The organism is Streptomyces sp. 5-10 (assembly GCF_014712245.1).
GTDB classification, from domain to species: domain Bacteria; phylum Actinomycetota; class Actinomycetes; order Streptomycetales; family Streptomycetaceae; genus Streptomyces; species Streptomyces violaceusniger.
Genome location: NZ_JACVYG010000020.1, coordinates 112,349 through 131,602, shown reverse-complemented (window position 1 = coordinate 131,602; position 19,254 = coordinate 112,349). Strand labels below are relative to the sequence as shown.

Genomic DNA, 19,254 nt, shown 5'->3' with positions numbered 1-19,254 from the left:
GCGGGCGTCAGGGCGCGGCGCTCGGGCGGGCGTAGGTGCGCCCCTTCCAGGCCGCGCCCTGCCCGAGGTGGTGCCGCACCGCCGAGTCCACGGTCATCAGCAGATAGAGAAGGGCCGTCAGGGGCAGCAGCGGCGCCAGCCACAGCGTCTGCCGGTAGTAGCGCAGCATCGGGATGTAGGTGCCCGCCATCAGCGCCCAGGCGGCGGCGCCCATCGCCGGCGGCGCGGGACGCTCCGTCAGCACCCCCGCGACCACGGCCGCGGGCGGCACGAGATACACCACCGCCAGCCCCGCGACCGTCACCAGCAACAGCAGCGGATTGTGGTGCAGCTGGGTGTACGCGCTGCGCGAGACCATCCGCCACAGCTCGCCCAGCCGTGGATACGGCCGCACGCTGTCGACCCGGTCGGCCAGCCCCAGCCAGATCCGTCCGCCGGACCGTTTCACCGTGCGGGCCAGCGCCACGTCGTCGATGACCGCCTGCCGGATCGCCTCCGGGACCCCGGCCCGCTCGGCCGCCTCCCGGCGCAGCAGCACACAGCCGCCCGCGGCCGCCGCGGTGCGCCCCCGGCTCCGGTTGACCCACCGAAAGGGGTACAGCTGCGCGAAAAAGTAGACGAAGGCGGGCACGATCAGCCGCTCCCAGTAGGTCACCACCCGCAGCCGCGCCATCTGGGAGACCAGATCCAGCCCGTTCGCCTCGGCCGCGCGCACCAACTCCCGCAGGGAGTCCGGCTCATGCGCGATATCCGCGTCCGTCAGCAGCAGGTAGTCCACACCGCCGTCGTCCTTACGGTCCGCGTCCCGGCCGTCCGCGTCCTTACGGTCCGCACCGCACGCGTCCTGACGGTCCGCGGCGAGGCGGGTCGTGGCGAGCGCCATGCCGTGCCGCACCGCCCACAGCTTGCCGGTCCAGCCGGGGCCGGGTTCGCCGGGGGAGTCGACGGTCAGCGGCAGCCCGCCGTGCTCGTCGGCCAGTTCACGGGCCAGCTTCCCCGTGCCGTCCGAGCTGCCGTCGTCGATCAGGAAGATCTCCGCCGGCCCCGGATAGTCCTGGGCGAGCAGCGAGGGCAGGCTGGCCGGAAGCACCGCGGACTCGTCCCGGGCGGGCACCACGACGGCCACCGAGGGCCATGCCGCGGGCTCCGGCGGCCCGGACCCGTCCGGCTCCGGCGGCCCCGAGCCGTCCGGGCCGGTCCGGGGCAGCCGGACGTCCGTACGCCAGAAGAAGCCCTGGCCCAGCAGCAGCCACAGCCATGCGGCCAACGACCCGGCGGCGATCCACATCAGCGCGCTCACCCGTCGAAGTCTGCCCGAAGGTGGGCCCGGCCGTCGGGCGCACGGGACCGATCCATTAAAGTGACCGGGTGAAGATCGCGCTTATGGACTCCGGAATCGGGCTGTTGCCCGCCGCCGCCGCGATGCGCCGACTGCGACCGGACGCCGATCTCGTCGTCTCCTCCGACCCCGCCACCATGCCGTGGGGCCCGCGCACCCCCGAGGACGTCACCGAGCTGGCCCTGGGCTGCGCCCGGGCCGCCGCCGCACACCGCCCCGACGCGCTGATCGTCGCCTGCAACACGGCCTCCGTCCACGCCCTGCCCGCGCTGCGCGCCGAGCTGGAGCCCGGGCTGCCGGTCGTCGGCACCGTGCCCGCCATCAAGCCCGCGGCGGCCGGGGGAGGGCCGATCGCGATCTGGGCCACCCCGGCCACCACCGGCAGCCCGTACCAGCGCGGACTGATCCGCGACTTCGCGGACGGCGTCGAGGTGACCGAGGTGCCGTGCCCTGGGCTCGCGGACGCGGTGCAGCACGCCGACAACGAGGGGATCGACGCCGCGGTGGCCGCCGCGGCGGCCCGCACCCCGCGCGATGTCACGACCGTCGTCCTGGGCTGCACCCATTACGAACTCGTCGCCGACCGCATCCGGACCGCCGTACAGCAGCCGGACGCGCCGCCGATCGTCCTCCACGGCTCGGCCGGGGCCGTCGCCGCCCAGGCCCTGCGCCGGATCGGCGCCGACCCGTTCCCGCCGGACGGCCCGGTCACCCCGGGCGGTCTGACCGTCATCCTCAGCGGACGCGAGGCCCACCTGCCGGAGGCCGCGCTGACCTACGCCGAAGGCGTGCTGCTGGCATCCGTCGCCCCGACGCGCGCTTGACACCGGTGCCTCCCGCGGTGAGCTGACCGAAACGCCCCTCACCAGTGGATTCACCCGCCCCGCTGCCGTGGGGCCGGAAGGTGAGTACGCTGCCAACCATGAGGCACCACGACCACGGAGAGCCGACCGCCCACGGGCAGCCGCCCGCGGTCTGGATCGGACGCGCCCACAATCGCGTGCAGTGGCTGCTGGCCGTGGCGGGCGCCGCGTGCCTGGCGCTCGGTGTCGACCTCGCCGTCGACTCGCCCTGGGGCTCGGGCATCGCACCGCTCCTGATGGCCGTCGTCGGCTGTGTCGCCGCCGGGCTGCTGATGCTCTTCGGCACCCTCGCCTTCGTCCATGTGGCGGTACGGGTCGACGACGAGGTGCTGGAGATCCGCTGCGGCCATATGGGGCTCCCACGCCGCCGCATTCCGCTCAGCGACGTGGTCCACGCCGATGTGGCCCGTAAGGTCACCCCCTGCCAGTGGGGCGGCTGGGGCTACCGCTGGCGCCCCGAGAAGGGCACCGCCGTGGTGGTGCGCCGGGGCGAGGGCGTGGTGGTCCGCCTCGGGGACGGCCGCGTCTTCACGGTCACCGTGGACGACGCGGAGGCGGCGGTCCGGGTCATCCGCGACCGGCTGCGGCTGATCGCGGCCCGCACCTCCCAGGTCTAGCCGACCCCCGTTCCCCTTCTTTCGGGGGAAGTGTTCCGTTCCGGGGCCTCCGGGGCCTCCGGGGGCGCATCCCCTTTTCGGGGGCGCGTACGCGTGGGCCGCGCCGGATCTCATGGCACCGCTCCCGGGTCGTCGGCCAGGCGGCGGGCGGTCGCCAGTCCGGCGAGGAGGCCGGCTCCCGCGGTGATCTGGGAGAAGCTGAGGGCGTTGCCCAGACAGGACTCGACGGCCAGGGCCGTGAGGGTGGCGGCCGCCGTAAGGACCACGGGAGTGGGGCGCGGGGAGCGCCACAGGGCGTGGAGCATCCAGCCGAAGGCCGCGCCCAGCAGGGCCACCCCCGGCAGCCCCTGACCGGCCGCCTGCTGCAGCGGCGCCGAATGCGGTTTGGCCTCCGGGCCCAGCGGCTGGGCCACCGCCGGGCTCAGCTCCCCGAAGCGGTCCGGGCCCGCGCCGCGCAGCGGATCCGTGTCCTCGATACGGGCGGCGTCCTGCCACAGCCGGATCCGGTGCTCGGTGAGATGGGCGCGCAGGGCGGGCGGCAGTCCGCCCGGGACCGCGCCCTTGGCCACCGCCCAGGTGCCGCCCACCGCGACCGTGGCGATCAGCGCGCACGCGGCGAGCGCGGGGAGCCGCCGCCGCGGCCGGGCGGCGATGAGCGAGCACACCAGGACGGCGCCGCTCGCCACCGAGCCGACCGTCGAGCCGCCCACCACGGCCGTCAGCGTGATCGCCGCGGCCGGCAGCCACAGCGCCGGGCGGAGGACCCGCGGGGCGGCCCAGGCCGCGCAGCAGACCGCGCCCGTGGCCAGGGTGAGCTGGGCCGCGCCCGGCCCCTCATGGCCGGCGAGCCCGTACGGCGAGGTGCAGGCCAGGCCGAACCCCGCGAACCCGGCGGCCGCCGCCCCCGCGACCGGCAGCAGCGATCCGGCGATCCGGCCGCAGGCGTACCCGGCGGCCACCGCCAGAACGGCCAGCAGCACCCCCTCGGGGCGGGCCGGCCGCCCCATGGCCGCGATCAGCGCCCAGACGGCGCAGCCGGCCAGGATCAGAACCCCCGCGATATCGGACGCACCCGCGCGGCCGTCGGCCGGCCTGCCGTGGTCCCGCACGACAGGCTCCACCACTGATGACGTCATCCCGTCGACCCCCCGTCGTGACGGGCATCGCGCCGACGCCCTTACGGCCGTCGCGCGAGCCATGACACCCGAAACCGTAGCGCTTGTCGTAAGGAATGTGTATATGGTGCACAGAAACGATGAGTCGGTCGTGAAACGCCCGCCGTGAAGGGCGCCGTACGGGCGCCGCGCGCGCCCCCGTTTCCGCCCGATACCCTCGGCCCATGCCGACCCCCGACTTCATCCGTGACCTCAGGGCCTCCATCGGCCATCAACTGCTCTATCTGCCGGGCGTGAGCGCCGTGGTCCTCGACGACCAGGACCGGGTGCTGCTGGGCCGCCGGGCCGACAACGGCCGCTGGACCATCATCTGCGGCATCCCCGAACCCGGTGAGCAGCCGGCCACGGCGGTGGTCCGCGAGGTCGAGGAGGAGACCGCGGTGCGCTGTGTCCCCGAACGCATCGTGCTCGTACGGACCCTGGCGCCGGTGACCTACCCCAACGACGACAGGTGCCAGTTCGTGGACATCTGCTTCCGCTGCCGCGCGGTCGGCGGCGAGGCGCGGGTGAACGACGACGAGTCGCTGGACGTCGGCTGGTTCCCGCTCGACGCGCTGCCCGAGATGGAGGACTTCTCCCTGTCCCGGATCAAGCAGGCGCTCGAGGACGGCCCGACATGGTTCGAGCCCATCATCGAGGAGTGAAGTATGTGCCGCGCCCACATCGGTTCGGGCCCCACGGCTGCCTAATGTGCCCCTCATGAGCGCGTCCACCACACCAGGCCCGGACCCACGGCCGTCCGGCGGCCCCGATCTCTCCGGCCGTACCGCACTCGTCACGGGCGCCGCCGGGGGCATCGGCCGGGCCTGCACGCTGCGACTGGCCGCTGCCGGGGCGCGGGTGCGGGCCGTCGACCTGGACGCCGAGGGCCTCACCGACCTCGTCGCCGCGGCCTCCGGACTGCCCGGGCCTGTCGAGGCCCACCCCCTGGACCTCACCGACCTCGACGCCGCAGAGCGGGCCTCCGCCGGCACCGACATCCTGGTCAACAACGCCGGGCTCCAACTCGTCCGGCCCATTGAGGACTTTCCGCCCGAGGTCTTCTCCCGGGTGCTCACCGTGATGCTGGAGGCCCCCTTCCGGCTGGTGCGCGGCGCGCTGCCGCACATGTACGCCCAGGGCTGGGGCCGGATCGTGAACATCTCCTCGGTGCACGGGCTGCGCGCCTCCCCGTACAAGTCGGCCTATGTGGCCGCCAAACACGGTCTGGAGGGGCTCTCCAAGGTCGCCGCGCTGGAGGGCGCGGAGCACGGAGTGACGTCCAACTGCGTCAACCCCGGCTATGTGCGCACCCCACTCGTCGAGCGGCAGATCGCCGACCAGGCCGAGGCCCACGGGATCTCGCCGGAGCGGGTGGTCTCCGAGGTGATGCTGGCCGATGCGGCGGTCAAGCGGCTGGTCGAGCCCGAGGAGGTCGCCGAGGCCGTCGCGTACCTCTGCGGTCCGCACACATCGTTCGTCACCGGGGCCTCGCTCAGCATGGACGGCGGATGGACCGCCCACTGAGCGGCCCATCGGATCGGTCACCGGCCTCTGAAGGACAATTGGCTCAGCCACTGAGCCACGGGAGCGGATTGGCCGAGCCACGGGCGGATGGTGGCCGATTGGCTGAGCCAACTCCGGACGGTGGCCCATTGGCTCAGCCACCGGACCGCCTGTTGCCCGGCCGCCCCGTCGACAAGGCACCGGGCCGCCTTACGGCTGGCGCCGCCGCGCCCGGCGGGAGTATGCCTGTGCCCATGCCCGACGACCGGCCGGAGAACCCCTACCTGGAACTGCTCGCACGCGGCGCGCCCGCCGAGGCGTACGAGCGCCCGGTGCTGCGCGCCCGCGCCGACAAGGCCCCGGCCGACCGGCTGGCGGCCCTGGAGCGCGCCAAGCTGCTCGCCCTGCGGGTGCGCGGTGAGCTGGAGGGGCGACGGCGCCGCGAGGCCGAGCTGTCCGCGCTCTTCGAGACCGCCCACGACCTGGCGGGGCTGCGCGACCTGGACGCGGTGCTCCAGGCCATCGTGCAGCGCGCCCGCTCCCTGCTGGGCACCGAGGTGGCCTATCTGACGCTCAACGACCCGACGGCCGGTGACACCTATATGAGGGTCACCGACGGTTCGGTCTCGGCCCGCTTCCAGCAGTTGCGGCTCGGCATGGGGGAGGGGCTCGGCGGTCTGGTGGCCCAGACCGCCCGCCCCTATGTGACCGAGAGCTACCTCCACGATCCGCGGTTCCAGCACACCCACGCCATCGACGCGGGCGTCATGGACGAGGGACTGGTCGCCATCCTCGGGGTGCCGCTGCTGCTCGGCAGCGGTGTCATCGGCGTGCTGTTCGCGGCCGATCGCCGGGCCCGGGTGTTCGAACGCGAGCAGATCGCGCTGCTCGGCTCGTTCGCCGCCCACGCGGCTGTGGCCATCGACACCGCCCATCTGCTCGCCGAGACCCGTACGGCGCTCACCGAGCTGGAGGCCGCCAACGAGATCATCCGGGATCGCAGCCGGGTCATCGAGCGCGCCTCCGACGTCCACGACCGGCTCACCGAACTGGTGCTGCGCGGCGGCGGGGTGCACGACGTGGCCGACGCCCTGGCCGAGGTGCTCAGCGGCTCGGTGGAGTTCCTCGAGGCCGACGAGGCGCCCGCGGCGGCCGTCGACCGGTCCCGGGCCGACGGCCACGCGGTGCGCGACGGCGAGGAGGACTGGGTCGCCGCGGTCTCGGCGGGCGGCGAACTGCTCGGCGCGCTCGTGCTGCGCGGCCACCCCCGGCTCGACCCCGTGGACCAGCGCACACTGGAGCGGGCCGCGATGGTCACCTCACTGCTTCAGCTCGCCCGCCGCTCCGCGGGCGAGGCCGAACAGCGGGTGCGCGGCGAGCTCCTGGACGACCTCCTCGACGCCCCCGACCGCGAGCCCCGGCTGCTGCGCGAGCGCGCCGCGCGGCTCCAGGCGGACCTGGACACGCCCCATGTGGTGCTCGCGGCGGGCATCGAGGCCCCGGGCCCCGGCACGTCCGCCACCGGGCCCGCCACCGGGTCCGGCAACACGCACGGCAACGCACATGGCAACACGCACGGAAGCGGGTCCGCCAACGCACACGGCAACACCCACGGAAGCGGGTTCGGCAAGACGCACGGCAACACCCATGGCGACGCCCACGGAAACGGGCCCGGAAGCACGTCCAGCACATCCGGCGGCGCGCCCGCCGAGGACGCCGCGGGCCGTCGGCGGCTGTGGTCCGCCGCGTCCCATCTGGCGGCCACCCGGCACGGTCTGGCCGCCGCCCGCGACGGCGGCACCGTCCTGCTGCTGCCGCTCGCCGACGGCGAGACCGCCGACGCCCTCGCCCGCCGCACCGCCCGGCAGCTGGGCACCGCCGTGCACGCCGCGGTCACCGTGGGCGCCTCCGCGCCCGTTCCCGCGCCCGCCGCGCGGCCCGGGGAGGTCGCCGCGGGCTACGCCGAGGCGCGGCGCTGTCTGGCCGCCCTGCGGGTGCTGGGCCGGGCCGGACAGGGCGCCGCCGCCGAGGACTTCGGCTTCCTCGGGCTGCTGCTGGCCGGGACCCGCGAGGGCGCCCCGGACGGCACCGGCGTCCAGGACTTCGTGAACCGCACCGTGGGCGCCGTCATCGACTACGACGAGCGGCGCGGCACCGAGCTGATCCACACGCTCGACGCGTACTTCGCCGGCGGGATGAGCCCGGCCCGTACCAAGGACGCCCTCCACGTGCACGTCAACACGGTGGCGCAGCGGCTGGAGCGGGTCGGGCGGCTGCTCGGCCCCGACTGGCAGTCGCCCGCCCGCTCCCTGGAGATCCAGCTCGCCCTGCGGCTGCACCGCCTGGCCTCGGCCGTGGGTTACTGAGCCGAGGCCGAACGGGCCGTGCGCTCGGCCGACTCCGCCGCCGAGCGCGGGGAGGGGGCCGAGGTCGGTTCGACGGCGGCCAGATCGCGGTCCCGGGTCTCCTTGGCGACGCCCACGGCCACCAGGGTGAGCAGGGCCGCCGCGATCACATAGAGGGCGATCGGCGTGGCGCTGTCGTAGTCGGCCAGCAGCGCGGTGGCGATGAGCGGTGCGGGCGCACCGGCCGCGACGGACGCGAACTGCGCGCCGATCGACGCCCCCGAATACCGCACCCGGGTCGCGAACATCTCGGAGAAGAAGGCCGCCTGGGGCGCGTACATCGCCCCGTGGAAGATCAACCCGACCGTCACGGCGAGCAACAGGGCCGGGAAGCCCTTGGTGTCGATGAGGAGGAAGAACGGGAAGGCCCACGCGCCCACGCCCACCGCGCCCAGGAGGTACACCGGGCGCCTCCCGATCCGGTCCGACAGCGCGCCCCACGCGGGGATGACCGCGAAGTGCACGGCCGAGGCGATCAGTACGGCGTTGAGCGCGGTCTGCTTGCCGAGGCCCACATGGTCGGAGGTCGCGTAGACGAGGACGAAGGCGGTGATGACGTAGTAGCTGATGTTCTCGGCCATCCGCGCGCCCATGGCGATCAGCACATCCCGCCAGTGGTGGCGCAGGACCGCCACCAGCGGCATCTTCTCGGCGGTGTCCTCCGCGCCCGCGGCCGCCTTACGGGCCTCGGCCCGGGCCAGCGCGGCCTTGAAGACCGGCGATTCATCGACAGAGAGACGAATCCACAGGCCGACCAGCACCAGCACCCCCGAGAGCAGGAACGGCACCCGCCAGCCCCATGACTCGAAGGCGTCGTCGGAGAGCGTGGCCGTCAGCGCGGAGAGCACCCCGGTGGCCAGCAGCTGCCCCGCGGGGGCGCCGGTCTGCGGCCAGGACGCCCAGAACCCGCGCCGCCGCGCGTCCCCGTGCTCCGACACCAGCAGCACCGCACCGCCCCATTCGCCGCCCAGTGCGAACCCCTGGATCAGACGCAGCGCGGTGAGCAGTACGGGCGCCGCGGAGCCCACCGTGGCGTGGGTGGGCAGCAGCCCGATGGCGCAGGTCGCGCCGCCCATCATCAGCAGACTCAGGATCAGCAGCTTCTTACGGCCGAGCCGGTCGCCGTAGTGGCCGAAGACCAGCGCGCCGACCGGCCGGGCGGCGAAGCCGACCGCGTAGGTCAGGAACGACAGCAGCGTGCCGACGAGCGGGTCGGAGTCCGGGAAGAAGAGCTTGTTGAAGACGAGCGCGGCGGCCGAGCCGTAGAGGAAGAAGTCGTACCACTCGATGGTGGTGCCGATGAGGCTCGCGGCGACGATACGGCGCAGTGAGCCGGGCGAGGTCGGGGGAGCGGAGGCCGGAGAATCCGGGGTGGGCATGGGTCACCACTTCCGAGCGGGGTGCGGGGACGGTTTTGTGTTGCCACACCGTAGAAATGCGCAGTTCGGCTCGGATATGTAGGCGGGCGACACACTTCACCCGGCCACTGTGGTGACACGCCCCGCCCAGGAGCCCCGCGCGTCGGCCCGCCCCGTCCCGGAGACTCCCTAGGGTCCCGTGCGTGGCCGCCGTACCTTGCCGAGCTGGAGCATGGCGGCGTTGAGCTGTTCCGGGGTGAGCGAGGGGGCCGGGAGCGGATGGGACCCCTCGGGGCGCAGCCCGTCGAGCAGCAGGGCCAGATAGCGGCGCCAGGCCAGCGGCGCGGCCACGGTCGAGCCGGGGACCGCGCGGCCGAGCGCGGCCAGCATGAACTGCAGGTCCTCCGCGGTGGCGTCCGCCCGGACCTCGCCCTGCTCCTGGGCGCGGCGCAGAAGGTCGTCGAGCGTCTTGTGGTTCTCCTTACGGAGCGCGTCGAGCGAGGGGACGCCCTGGATGGCGGTGGTCATCAGGTCGTTGGTGCCCCGGTCGGCGGCGAGCAGCCCGAAGATGCGCTCCAGGTAGGCTGTGAGCCCGACCCAGGCGTCAGTCGCGGAGCGGGCCTCCTCGGCGGCCCGCAGAATGTCCCGAAGGGAATCGCCGAATACCGCCTCGATGAGTTCCGCCCGGCCGGCGAACCGCCGGTAGAGGGTGGCGCTGCCGACTCCGGCCCGACGGGCGATGTCGTCGAGCGGGGCGTCCACACCCTGATCCGTGTAGATCTCCCGGGCGGCAGCTATCAGCATCTCGCGGTTGCGCCGTGCGTCTCGGCGCAACGGTGTCTCTTTCTCCACACGGCTGCCCATGGCCCGCACCCTAACACTAACCGGGGGAATCTCTCCGGTTAGGTGTTAAGATCATCGCCAGAACGGGGAACGATCCCCGGTTCTGGCTTCGGGGGAAGCCGCCAACCGACTGAGGGGATCACATGCCCCAGGATCTGTCCGCGCTCGGCGCGGACTTCGTCGTCAACCCGTATCCGGTCTACGCACGTCTGCGGGAGCGGGGCCCGGTCCACCGGGTGCGCACCGACGCCTCCGGTGAGTTCTGGCTCGTCGTCGGCCACGAGGAGGCCCGCGCCGCGCTGACCGACCCCCGGCTGAGCAATGACGTCCGTCACTCGGCCGCGTGGCAGGACGACGGCGGCAATGCCATCGGGCGGAACATGGTGCAGACCGACCCGCCGCACCACACCCGGCTGCGGGGGCTGGTGGCCCGCGCCTTCACCCCGGGCCGGATCGAGGCCCTGCGCCCCCGCGTCCGGCAGATCGCGGACGAACTGCTGGACGCGATGGCCCCGCTGGGCCGGGCCGATCTCGTCGAGGACTACGCGCTGCCGCTGCCCCTGGCCGTCATCTGCGAGCTGCTGGGCGTGCCGGAGACGGATCGCAAGGCGTTCCACGACTGGTACCTCGAGAGCACCGACCTGACCCGCCCGGAGGCCGCCGGTGCCGCCGCCCAGGCCCTGACCGGCTACTTCGCGGAGCTCATCGAGACCAAGCGCCGCACCCCCGGCGACGATCTGCTCAGCGCCCTGGTCCGCGCCATGGACGGGGACGGCGACGCGCTCTCCGACGAGGAGATGCTCGGCATGACGTTCGTGCTGCTGGTCGCGGGCTACGAGACCTCCGCCAACCTGATCTCCAGCGGCACCCTCGCCCTGCTCCGCCACCCCGAGCAGCTGGCCGCGCTGCGTGCCGACTGGTCGCTGCTGGAGGGCGCGATCGAGGAGATGCTGCGCTACGACGGCCCGGTGGAGAGCGCCGCGTTCCGCTTCACCAGGGAGCCGGTGGCGATCGCGGGCACGACCATTCCGGCCGGGGAGCCGGTGGCGGTCGTCCTGGCCGCCGGGTCGCGCGACCCCCGGCGCTTCGCCGAGCCGGACCGCTTCGACATCCGGCGCGCACCGCGCGGCCACCTCGGCTTCGGACACGGTGTCCACCACTGCCTGGGCGCCCCGCTGGCCCGGCTCGAAGGGGCCACCGCCTTCCGGGCCCTGCTGGAGCGCTGCCCCGATCTGGCCCTGGACGCCGATCCGGCCGAACTCGCCTGGCGCCCCAGCCTGATGCTGCGCGGGCTGCGGCGACTGCCGATACGTTTCACCGCGGCTCCGGACGCCTGACCCCGCGTTCCGGACGCCTGAAAACCCGGCGTTCCGGACGCCGGACCCCGTGCTCCGGACGCCCGAACCCCGGCTCCGGACGCCCATGTCCCCGGCCGCGGCGAGAACCGCCGCGGCCCGGCACGGCCCACGCACCGCCCCGGCCGGGAGCACTCGCACCGCCCCGGCCGGCCAGACCCCACGGACCGCGGTGGCCACCCACCGCGGTCCGTGGGGTCTGTGGAGCACGGCGTTCAGCGTGGTTCCGGAATCATCCGCAGCGGACCGGCCGTGAGGCTCATCTGGGGCCTCGGCCGGATCTTCGTCCCCGGAATCGGGCGCATCCGCCAGCGGCCCGCGATCGCGGCCAGGGTGAGCGTCGCCTCCGTCATGCCGAAGACGTCGCCGATGCACTTCCGGCTGCCACCGCCGAACGGCAGATACGAGCCACGCGTCACCTCCTTGGCCCGCTCCGGGAGCCAGCGGTCCGGGTCGAAGGACTCCGGGCGGGGGAAGAGGGCCGGATCGCGGTGCAGCACATATGGGCTGATCAGCACGTCCGACGCCGGGGGCAGCCGCCGCCCGCCCAGCTCGGTGGCCTCGGTGGTGGTCCGGGTGAACAGCCACGCGGGCGGGAAGAGCCGCAGCGCCTCGCTGAACACCCGCTGGGTGTACGCGAGCCGGGGGACGTCGGCGTAAGCCGGGGCGCGCCCGCCCAGCACCTCGTCGACCTCGGCGTGCAGCGCGGCCTCGGCGCGGGGATTGCGGCCGAGCAGGAACCAGGTCCAGGTCAGCGCGGAGGCGGTGGTCTCGATCCCGGCCAGCAGCAGGGTCATGACCTGGTCGTGGATCTCCTGGTCCGACATCGTGCCGCCGGTCTCGTCGTCCTGCGCCGCGAACAGCGCGGACAGCACATCGCCGCGGTCGCCGTCGTCCGACGCCTTGTAGTCGTCGATCATGCGGTCGATGAGCTGGTTGAGCCGGGCGAGCGCGTCGTCGAAGCGCCGGTTCGCCGCGAGCGGGAGCTTGGCCAGCAGCCCGGTGGGGTCGATCGCCTGCCGGTAGGCGCCCTCCACGACGATGGGCAGACAGTGCTGGATCTCGGCCACGGCATGCGGCGCCATATCGGTCGAGAAGAGCGCACGGGCCGTCACCCGCGCGGTGAGCGCGAGCATCTCGTGGCTGACGTCGATGGGGCGGCGCGCGGTCCACGCCGTCGACTCGGCCTCGCACTCCCGCTCCATCACCTCGGCGTACTTGGCGATCCGGGCGGCGTGGAAGGCGGGCTGCACCAGCCGGCGCTGCCGCCGGTGGTCCGCCCAGTCGGAGGTGATCAGGCCGTTGCCCAGGATGGGCTTGGCCTTCTCCTTGACCGGCCCGCCGGTGTCGTAGACCCGCGCGTTCACCAGCACCTGCTGGACCAGCTCCGGATGACAGGGCAGATAGACGGGCCGGGGCCCCAGCCGGAGCTCGACCAGATCGCCGTGGGCGGGCAGGGAGGCCAGGAACGTAAGCGGCTTGCGGCCCATGAGCAGGGCATGGCCGACCAGCGGAAGCCCGCCGGGGGCGACGGCGTGCCGCCAGTGGCGCGTCGCCGGTTGCTGCGCGGTCCTCATGCGGAAGATGTCCTTCACTCGCGAGGTGGGGTACGGAAGGTGCGGGGCGTCCGGTCCGGGGCGGACCCCGGGCCGGACGTCGTCAGCGCGGCTCGCACACCATGGGCAGCGGGCCGGGTTCGAGCGTCGCCTTCGGCTCGGGGCGCAGCGTCGTCCCGGGCACCGGGCGGAGACGCCACCGGCTCGCGATCGTCGCCACGATGAGGGCGGTCTCGGTCAGCGCCAGGACGTCCCCGATGCACTTGTGGCTGCCCGCGCCGAACGGGAGCAGCGCCCCGCGCTCCACCTCCTTGGCGCGGTCGCCGAGCCAGCGCTCGGGGTCGAACCGCTCGGGGTCGGGGAACAGTTCGGGGTTGTGGTGCAGCGCCTGGGCGCTGTAGAGGATCATCGTGCCCGCCGGGACGGTCCGGCCGCCGAGTTCGGTCTCGGCCGCCGTGACCCGCATCGCCATCCAGGACGGCGGATACAGCCGCAGCGACTCGGTGATGACCCCGCGGGTGTACTCCAGGGACGGCAGGTCCTCGAAGGTGGGGGTGCGCCCCTCCAGGACCTCGTCGATCTCGGCGTGCACCCGCTTCTCCACCTCCGGGTGGGCGCCCAGGAGGTGGAAGACGAAGGCGAGGGTCGAGGCGGTGGTCTCGCTCCCGGCCACCAGGAAGGTGACCACCTGGTCGAGGACCTCGCCGTCGTCAAGGCCCTTCCCGGTCTCCGGGTGTTCGGCGCGCAGCAGTGTGGAGAGCAGATCGCCGTGGTCGGCGCCGGAGCGCCGGCGGTCGCGGATCATCTCGTCCACGATCTGCCGCAGCCGGGCGTTGGCCCGGTCATAGCGCCGGTTGCCCGGGGTGGGGAGCTTCTCCATGATCCCCAAAGGCGCCATGGTGCGCTTGTAGATGCCGTCCGAGACGATGCGCAGACAGTGGCGCGCCTCGTCGATCGTCGCCTCGTCGATCCCGGTGGAGAACAGCGTCCGCGCCGCCACCCGCATCAGCAGGGCGTGCATGGTGTCGCTGATGTCCAGGGTGCGCCCCGGCTCCCAGGAGCCGATCGCGGTACGGGTGTCATCGGCGACCGCGGCGGTGTAGGCGGCGATCTTCGGGGTGTGGAACGCGGGCTGGATCATCCGCCGCTGGTAGCGGTGGTCCTCGCCCCGGGAGACCGAGAGGCTGTTCCCGAGCAGCTGCCGCGCCTTGTCGAAGACCCCGCCCTTGTCGAACACCCGGGGATTGAGCAGCACCTGGCGGACCAGCTCGGGATGGCAGGCCAGATAGGCGCGGCTGGGCCCCAGCCTGACCTCCACCAGATCGCCGTGGGCGGGCAGGGAGGCCAGGAACCGCAGCGGACGGCGCCACAGCGCCAGGGTGTGCCCCAGCAGCGGCACCGAGCCGGGCGCCGTGCCGGTGGTCCAGGGGCGCTCCGGCTGTGCGGAGCTCTTCGCGGGAGTCACGGATCCCCGTTCCCTCACTGGATGCGAGAGTTGACGTCGTTGACGGCCGTCTTGTAGCGCTTGTTGCTGGTGGTCCAGACGAAGTTGCCGTAGATCAGATCGAGGAAGACGTCCTGTGTCAGCTGGTCGAACGCCTTGATGCACTCGATGTCCTCGATCATGTCATCGAGCCGGGCCTGGAAGAACTCCTTGAACGCCGTCTCATCGCTCACATCGCAGAGCCGGAAACAGTTGGTGATCTGGCCCAGGGAGACCTCGCGGTCATAGGAGTAGAAGTCGTTGACGATGGTGAGTCCGCGGGTGGTCATGCGCGCGGCCAGGCTCGTCTTGGCGTGTTCGGTGAACTCCGCATGCCGGTAGATCGGATACGACATCTTCATCCAGAAGTCGACGCCGATGTCGGTGACCCGGAAACGGAAATACTGCTCCGGGGACGTGGTGCACAGCGCCGCCTTGATGGGCGAGTCGCGGAACATATGGTCACTGGTGACGAAGGCGCGCGCCGCCTCGTACGCGACCTCCGCGTCCTCGGGGCTGTAGTACTTCTCGCAGATCTTGCGCAGCTGGGGCAGGAAGAGGCCGAAGTCGTGGAGCGCGGGGTCCATGTCGTCCCACACGAACGTCACGCAGTTCAGGACGCAGACGGCCTTGAACGCCTCCATGTCCTTGATATGGCGGGGGCTCTGGGACCACAGCACCACCCCCACATAGGAGATCCAGCGCTCATCGGAAACCGATTTGCCGAGGGGGGCCACCGCCGCGTTGCAGTCGTCGATGACCTCGCGCAGTTCGGCGTCGGTCAATTCGACCTTGGTGGGCCGGGTGACGACATGGCGGTCGAACATCTCCTGGAAGCGGCGGGTGCACTCCTCCAGGTACGGGCGGACGCTGTTCCGGCCGATGTCCTGGGCCCCGGCCGTGGAAAGTCCGGTCGTCATGAGTTCCTCACAGTGGCCATGCGGGCGATCTGCTTCAGCGCGTTGACCGCGTCCGCGGTGAATGGGGCGTCGTCGAGGGCCCGCAGGGCCTGCGTCCGGCGGTCGTCGATCATCTGCTCGACGGCCTCCCGGGCGGTGGTGGCGGCGAAGATCTCCTGAATGGTCGCGGCGTCCCCCTCGTCCAGCAGCGGATTGCCGATGAGGCCGCGCAGCCGCGCCGCCTGGACGGGGTCGGAGCCGCGCAGGGCGAGCGCGATCAGGGTGGTGTTCTTCCCGGCCCGCAGATCGTCCAGCTGGGACTTGCCGGTCGACTCCGGATCGCCGTACACGCCCAGCAGGTCGTCGCGGAGCTGGAACGCCTCGCCGAGCGGCAGGGCGTAGGCGGTGAACGCCTCCATGGCCTCCGGGTCGGCGCCCGCGAGGGCGGCTCCGACGTGCAGCGGACGCTCGATGGTGTACTTGGCGGTCTTGTACCGGATGACCGTGAGGGTGGATTCGACGTCGTCCGTCAGCTCGCCGGTGGCCTGCAGATCGAGGTACTGGCCCAGCATCACCTCGGTGCGCATCTCCGACAGCAGCGGCAGCACGGCGTCGAACTGGACGGGGGTCAGACCGGCCGAGTGCAGGAGCTCGTCCGACCAGGTGAGGGCGAGGTCGCCGAGCAGCACCGCCCCGCTGACCCCGAACCGCTCGATCTGATCCGGCCTGCGGTCGGTGGCGCACAGCGCGGCCAGGGTGCGATGGATGGTCGGCCGGCCGCGGCGGGTGTCGCTGTCGTCCATGACGTCGTCGTGGATCAGCGCGAAGGCGTGGAACATCTCCAGGCAGGCGGCCACCCGGAACACCGTCTCGGTGTCCTCGCCGCCGCCGACGGCCCGCCAGCCGGTGACACACAACAGGGGCCGTATGCGCTTTCCGCCGGACAGGAATTCCTTGAGCAGCCCGGAGAGATACGGCAGATGGTGTTGCGGGGTGGTGCGGGCCTTGGCCGCCAGGAAATCTTCGAGTACGACGTCCACCGACTCACGGACGGTATCCGCATCCAAGCGGCCGGGGCTGAGCGTGGGTGTGGTCATGCGACTGACTCCTCCACGTCGAAATGTCGAAATCCGTTGATTAAGGAGAAGAAAACAGGCACGCGGAAACCCTTGCTTTGTATGGAAAAGATGGATTGCCGTCCGTGCGCTGTAGGGCACCATGAACGCAGACGTGAGACACGATCGCCGCCCATGGCCGATATATCGAACGCCCGTGACGGGCGCGGAGATCAGACGCTCAGGGAATCGTGCGGTCGGCGCGGCCGGGCCATTTCCGCGCGTGGAATCCAGGCCGGGCCGCAAAGGGGCCCCGGCCGGTGCGACACCCGCGTGGACATCATCGGTTCGATGGATGCCAGATGCGCGCGGGCACACTCAATTACGCCCATTTATTCCCCCTGAGTGCCGCCGGTCCCCCCACTCGGACATGAGCAGTCTAGACGCAAGATCGACGGATTCGGAAGCCCGTTCTGGTATTGCGCCTATCACTTGACGGCCGAAGGGGGCGGGGTGCTGTCACCGTGCCCGGAGCGGTCCGAAACCGGGCAACTCGCCCCGTACGCGCCGAGTATCAGCGAAATAAGCGGTGGCGCAATATGGGCCGGGGACGGAACCGGGCCCCGCCGTCACCGGCGGGGCCCGTTCCATGGCGCGCGGCGGTATCAGACCTTGCGGTAGTCGTACGCCTCCGAGGCCGCCTGGAGCACCGCCTCCACATCCGCCCCGGTGGAGGCCGTGACGAGCGCCGCGACCGCGCCCTCCACGAGCGGCGCGTCCACCAATCGGGTGCCGTCGGGCAGTTCGTCGCCCTCGGCCAGCAGCGCCTTGACGGCCAGGACCGCGCTGCCCAGGTCCACCAGGACCGCCACTCCGGCGCCCCGGTCGACCGCGTGGGCCGCCTCCGCTATCAGCTCCGGACTGGTGCCGAACCCGCCGTCCGCGGTGCCGCCCGCGGCGCGGACCGGCGCCGTGCCGCCGCCGGCCAGCGCCTTCGCCAGCTCGGCGACGGAGTCGGCCACCGCCGCGCTGTGCGACACCAGGACTATGCCGACCTTCCCGCTCTCCTCGGTCATCGGGCCGCCTCCGCCAGCGCGCCGATGATCAGTGCCGACGAGGTGGCGCCCGGGTCCTGGTGGCCGACGCTGCGGTCACCCAGATAGCTGGCCCTGCCCTTGCGGGCCAGCATCGGCACGGTGGCCAGCGCCCCCTTCTCGGCGGCCTCGCCCGCGGCCGCGAAGGACCCGGTGCCCGCGCCCAGCGCCTCGACGGCGGGGAGCAGCGCGTCCAGCATCGTCTTGTCGCCGGGCGCGGCGCCGCCGAGCTGCGCCACCGCGTCCACCCCGGCCCGCAGCGCGTCCGCCAGCTGCTGCGGGGTGATCTGCTCGGCGTCGCCGAGCGCCTTGCCGGCGCGCCGCAGCAGCGTCCCGTACAGCGGTCCGGAGGCCCCGCCCACCTTGGAGATCAGCTGGCGCCCGGCCAGGATGAGCGCGGCCCCGGGCGAGCCCGGCGGCTCCTTCTCCAGCGCCTCGGTCACGGCGGCGAAGCCGCGCTGCATATTGGTGCCGTGGTCGGCGTCGCCGATCGCGGAGTCCAGGTCGGTGAGACGGGCCGCCTCAACGCTCACGGACGTGGCGGCGGCGGTGAGCCATCGGAGGAAGAAAGGGGTGTCGAGCACGTCGTCGACGGCGGGTTCACTGCTGGACACAGACGCCTCCTCGGGGTGTAGCCAACGGCGACAGCGTACGTATCGGGGGCCGGCCGGCCTCAGGCGCCCCAGCGCAGCCCGGCGGTCCGCACGGGCGCGTCCCACAGCCGCAGGAGGTCCTCGTCGACCTGGCACAGCGTGATCGAGGCGCCCGCCATGTCGAGTGATGTGACGTAGTTGCCGACGAGCGTACGCGCCACCGCCACCCGGCGCTCGCCGAGCGCCCGGTGCACCTCGGCGGCGAAGCCGTACAGCTCCAGCTGCGGGGTGGCCCCCATGCCGTTGACGAGCAGCAGCACCGGGCTGTCCGGGCGCAGGTCCTCGACCACCACCTCCACCGCGTAGTCGGCGATCTCGTGGGAGGTCATCATCGCCCGCCGCTCACGCCCCGGCTCGCCGTGGATGCCCACGCCCAACTCCAGCTCCCCGGCGGGCAGATCGAAGGTGGGGCCGCCCTTGGCCGGGGTGGAGCAGGCGCTGAGCGCCACGCCGAAGCTCCGCGAGAGCTCGTTCACCCGCCGGGCGATCGACTCCACCCGTTCCAGCGGCGCGCCCTCGTCGGCCGCGGCGCCCGCGATCTTCTCCACGAACAGGGTGGCCCCGGTGCCGCGCCGGCCCGCCGTGTAGAGGCTGTCGGTGACCGCCGCGTCATCGTTGACCAGGACCTTGGCGACCTGGATGCCCTCGTCCTCGGCGAGCTCGGCGGCCATGTCGAAGTTGAGCACGTCGCCCGTGTAGTTCTTGACGATGAACAGCACGCCCTTGCCGCTGTCCACCGCGGCCGCCGCGCGCACCATCTGATCCGGCACCGGGGAGGTGAACACCTCGCCGGGGCAGGCGGCGTCGAGCATGCCGGGGCCCACGAAACCGCCGTGCAGCGGTTCGTGCCCCGAGCCGCCGCCGGAGACCAGTCCCACCTTGTCCTCGATCGGTGCGTCCCGCCGGACGATCACCCGGTTGTCGACGTCGACGATCAGCTCGGGGTGGCAGGCGGCCAGTCCGCGCAGGGCGTCGGCGACCACGGTCTCGGGGACGTTGATGAGCATTTTCATGGGTGTGTCCGTCCTCCGCCGGATGGGGGTGTGCACCGCTGCAACAGCGTACGGATCCGCC

17 protein-coding genes are annotated in these 19,254 nt (G+C 72.6%); 6 read left to right on the top strand and 11 right to left on the bottom strand.

The window, feature by feature from the left end:
• Window positions 1-7 precede the first annotated feature (7 nt).
• The gene (locus tag IEJ02_RS22925) at window positions 8-1,288 is read right to left on the bottom strand and encodes a glycosyltransferase (protein WP_191066587.1); all 1,281 of its coding nucleotides are present in this window, start codon (window positions 1,286-1,288) and stop codon (window positions 8-10) included.
• Between the two features lie 80 nt (window positions 1,289-1,368).
• Between IEJ02_RS22925 and IEJ02_RS22920 the strand changes: the two genes are divergently transcribed.
• Together IEJ02_RS22920 and IEJ02_RS22915 are read left to right on the top strand one after the other, a co-directional pair.
• On the top strand, window positions 1,369-2,163 hold the full coding sequence (locus IEJ02_RS22920; protein ID WP_191066573.1) for a glutamate racemase: 795 nt from the start codon (window positions 1,369-1,371) through the stop codon (window positions 2,161-2,163).
• 98 nt (window positions 2,164-2,261) lie between these two features.
• Window positions 2,262-2,819, top strand: coding sequence for a hypothetical protein (locus IEJ02_RS22915; RefSeq protein WP_191066572.1), 558 nt, complete (start codon window positions 2,262-2,264; stop codon window positions 2,817-2,819).
• Between the two features lie 110 nt (window positions 2,820-2,929).
• Here IEJ02_RS22915 and IEJ02_RS22910 read toward each other — a convergent pair whose 3' ends face one another.
• On the bottom strand, window positions 2,930-3,943 hold the full coding sequence (locus IEJ02_RS22910; protein WP_317985879.1) for an O-antigen ligase family protein: 1,014 nt from the start codon (window positions 3,941-3,943) through the stop codon (window positions 2,930-2,932).
• 215 nt (window positions 3,944-4,158) lie between these two features.
• Here IEJ02_RS22910 and IEJ02_RS22905 point away from each other — a divergent pair, with 215 nt between their 5' ends.
• From IEJ02_RS22905 to IEJ02_RS22895, 3 genes are all read left to right on the top strand, one after another.
• Window positions 4,159-4,638 (top strand): NUDIX hydrolase, encoded by a 480-nt coding sequence (locus IEJ02_RS22905; protein ID WP_137976737.1) that lies wholly within the window; start codon window positions 4,159-4,161, stop codon window positions 4,636-4,638.
• A 55-nt stretch (window positions 4,639-4,693) separates the two neighbouring features.
• A complete protein-coding gene (locus IEJ02_RS22900) occupies window positions 4,694-5,500 on the top strand; it encodes a 3-hydroxybutyrate dehydrogenase (RefSeq protein WP_137976736.1) in 807 nt (268 codons plus the stop codon).
• Between the two features lie 221 nt (window positions 5,501-5,721).
• Complete coding sequence (locus tag IEJ02_RS22895) at window positions 5,722-7,845, top strand: helix-turn-helix domain-containing protein (protein ID WP_191066571.1); 2,124 nt, start codon at window positions 5,722-5,724, stop codon at window positions 7,843-7,845.
• Here IEJ02_RS22895 and IEJ02_RS22890 read toward each other — a convergent pair.
• Together IEJ02_RS22890 and IEJ02_RS22885 are read right to left on the bottom strand one after the other, a co-directional pair.
• Complete coding sequence (locus IEJ02_RS22890; protein ID WP_191066570.1) at window positions 7,839-9,263, bottom strand: MFS transporter; 1,425 nt, start codon at window positions 9,261-9,263, stop codon at window positions 7,839-7,841. The two genes, IEJ02_RS22895 and IEJ02_RS22890, sit on opposite strands and share 7 nt — an antisense overlap.
• A 168-nt stretch (window positions 9,264-9,431) precedes the next feature.
• A complete protein-coding gene (locus tag IEJ02_RS22885; protein ID WP_191066569.1) occupies window positions 9,432-10,106 on the bottom strand; it encodes a TetR/AcrR family transcriptional regulator in 675 nt (224 codons plus the stop codon).
• A 122-nt stretch (window positions 10,107-10,228) separates the two neighbouring features.
• Here IEJ02_RS22885 and IEJ02_RS22880 point away from each other — a divergent pair, with 122 nt between their 5' ends.
• Window positions 10,229-11,422, top strand: a complete 1,194-nt coding sequence (locus IEJ02_RS22880; protein WP_191066568.1) for a cytochrome P450 family protein — start codon at window positions 10,229-10,231, stop codon at window positions 11,420-11,422.
• A 233-nt stretch (window positions 11,423-11,655) separates the two neighbouring features.
• Here IEJ02_RS22880 and IEJ02_RS22875 read toward each other — a convergent pair whose 3' ends face one another.
• From IEJ02_RS22875 to dhaK, 7 genes are all read right to left on the bottom strand, one after another.
• A complete protein-coding gene (locus tag IEJ02_RS22875) occupies window positions 11,656-13,017 on the bottom strand; it encodes a cytochrome P450 (protein WP_191066567.1) in 1,362 nt (453 codons plus the stop codon).
• A gap of 82 nt (window positions 13,018-13,099) precedes the next feature.
• Entirely contained in the window at window positions 13,100-14,461 is a 1,362-nt protein-coding gene (locus tag IEJ02_RS22870; protein ID WP_191066566.1) for a cytochrome P450, read from the bottom strand.
• 14 nt (window positions 14,462-14,475) lie between these two features.
• Window positions 14,476-15,399, bottom strand: coding sequence for a terpene synthase family protein (locus IEJ02_RS22865; protein ID WP_191066565.1), 924 nt, complete (start codon window positions 15,397-15,399; stop codon window positions 14,476-14,478).
• Window positions 15,396-16,475 carry a polyprenyl synthetase family protein gene (locus IEJ02_RS22860; RefSeq protein ID WP_191066564.1) on the bottom strand — a complete coding sequence of 360 codons (1,080 nt, stop codon included), beginning with the start codon at window positions 16,473-16,475 and terminating at the stop codon, window positions 15,396-15,398. Before IEJ02_RS22860 ends, IEJ02_RS22865 begins: the two co-directional genes overlap by 4 nt.
• A gap of 623 nt (window positions 16,476-17,098) precedes the next feature.
• A complete protein-coding gene (gene dhaM / locus IEJ02_RS22855; protein WP_191066563.1) occupies window positions 17,099-17,509 on the bottom strand; it encodes a dihydroxyacetone kinase phosphoryl donor subunit DhaM in 411 nt (136 codons plus the stop codon).
• Window positions 17,506-18,141 (bottom strand): dihydroxyacetone kinase subunit DhaL, encoded by a 636-nt coding sequence (gene dhaL, locus IEJ02_RS22850; protein WP_191066562.1) that lies wholly within the window; start codon window positions 18,139-18,141, stop codon window positions 17,506-17,508. The genes dhaM and dhaL overlap by 4 nt, the downstream gene beginning before the upstream one ends.
• 59 nt (window positions 18,142-18,200) lie before the next feature.
• Window positions 18,201-19,193 (bottom strand): dihydroxyacetone kinase subunit DhaK, encoded by a 993-nt coding sequence (dhaK, locus tag IEJ02_RS22845; RefSeq protein WP_191066561.1) that lies wholly within the window; start codon window positions 19,191-19,193, stop codon window positions 18,201-18,203.
• Window positions 19,194-19,254 lie beyond the last annotated feature (61 nt).

What these genes read in the sequence shown, in the direction of transcription:
- IEJ02_RS22925 (WP_191066587.1), bottom strand. Translation starts at nt 1,288, where the DNA reads ATGTGGATCGCCGCCGGGTCGTTGGCCGCATGGCTGTGGCTGCTGCTG.
- IEJ02_RS22915 (WP_191066572.1), top strand. Translation starts at nt 2,262, where the DNA reads ATGAGGCACCACGACCACGGAGAGCCGACCGCCCACGGGCAGCCGCCC.
- IEJ02_RS22905 (WP_137976737.1), top strand. Translation starts at nt 4,159, where the DNA reads ATGCCGACCCCCGACTTCATCCGTGACCTCAGGGCCTCCATCGGCCAT.
- IEJ02_RS22900 (WP_137976736.1), top strand. Translation starts at nt 4,694, where the DNA reads ATGAGCGCGTCCACCACACCAGGCCCGGACCCACGGCCGTCCGGCGGC.
- IEJ02_RS22895 (WP_191066571.1), top strand. Translation starts at nt 5,722, where the DNA reads ATGCCTGTGCCCATGCCCGACGACCGGCCGGAGAACCCCTACCTGGAA.
- IEJ02_RS22890 (WP_191066570.1), bottom strand. Translation starts at nt 9,263, where the DNA reads ATGCCCACCCCGGATTCTCCGGCCTCCGCTCCCCCGACCTCGCCCGGC.
- IEJ02_RS22885 (WP_191066569.1), bottom strand. Translation starts at nt 10,106, where the DNA reads ATGGGCAGCCGTGTGGAGAAAGAGACACCGTTGCGCCGAGACGCACGG.
- IEJ02_RS22880 (WP_191066568.1), top strand. Translation starts at nt 10,229, where the DNA reads ATGCCCCAGGATCTGTCCGCGCTCGGCGCGGACTTCGTCGTCAACCCG.
- IEJ02_RS22875 (WP_191066567.1), bottom strand. Translation starts at nt 13,017, where the DNA reads ATGAGGACCGCGCAGCAACCGGCGACGCGCCACTGGCGGCACGCCGTC.
- IEJ02_RS22865 (WP_191066565.1), bottom strand. Translation starts at nt 15,399, where the DNA reads ATGACGACCGGACTTTCCACGGCCGGGGCCCAGGACATCGGCCGGAAC.
- IEJ02_RS22860 (WP_191066564.1), bottom strand. Translation starts at nt 16,475, where the DNA reads ATGACCACACCCACGCTCAGCCCCGGCCGCTTGGATGCGGATACCGTC.
- dhaM (WP_191066563.1), bottom strand. Translation starts at nt 17,509, where the DNA reads ATGACCGAGGAGAGCGGGAAGGTCGGCATAGTCCTGGTGTCGCACAGC.
- dhaK (WP_191066561.1), bottom strand. Translation starts at nt 19,193, where the DNA reads ATGAAAATGCTCATCAACGTCCCCGAGACCGTGGTCGCCGACGCCCTG.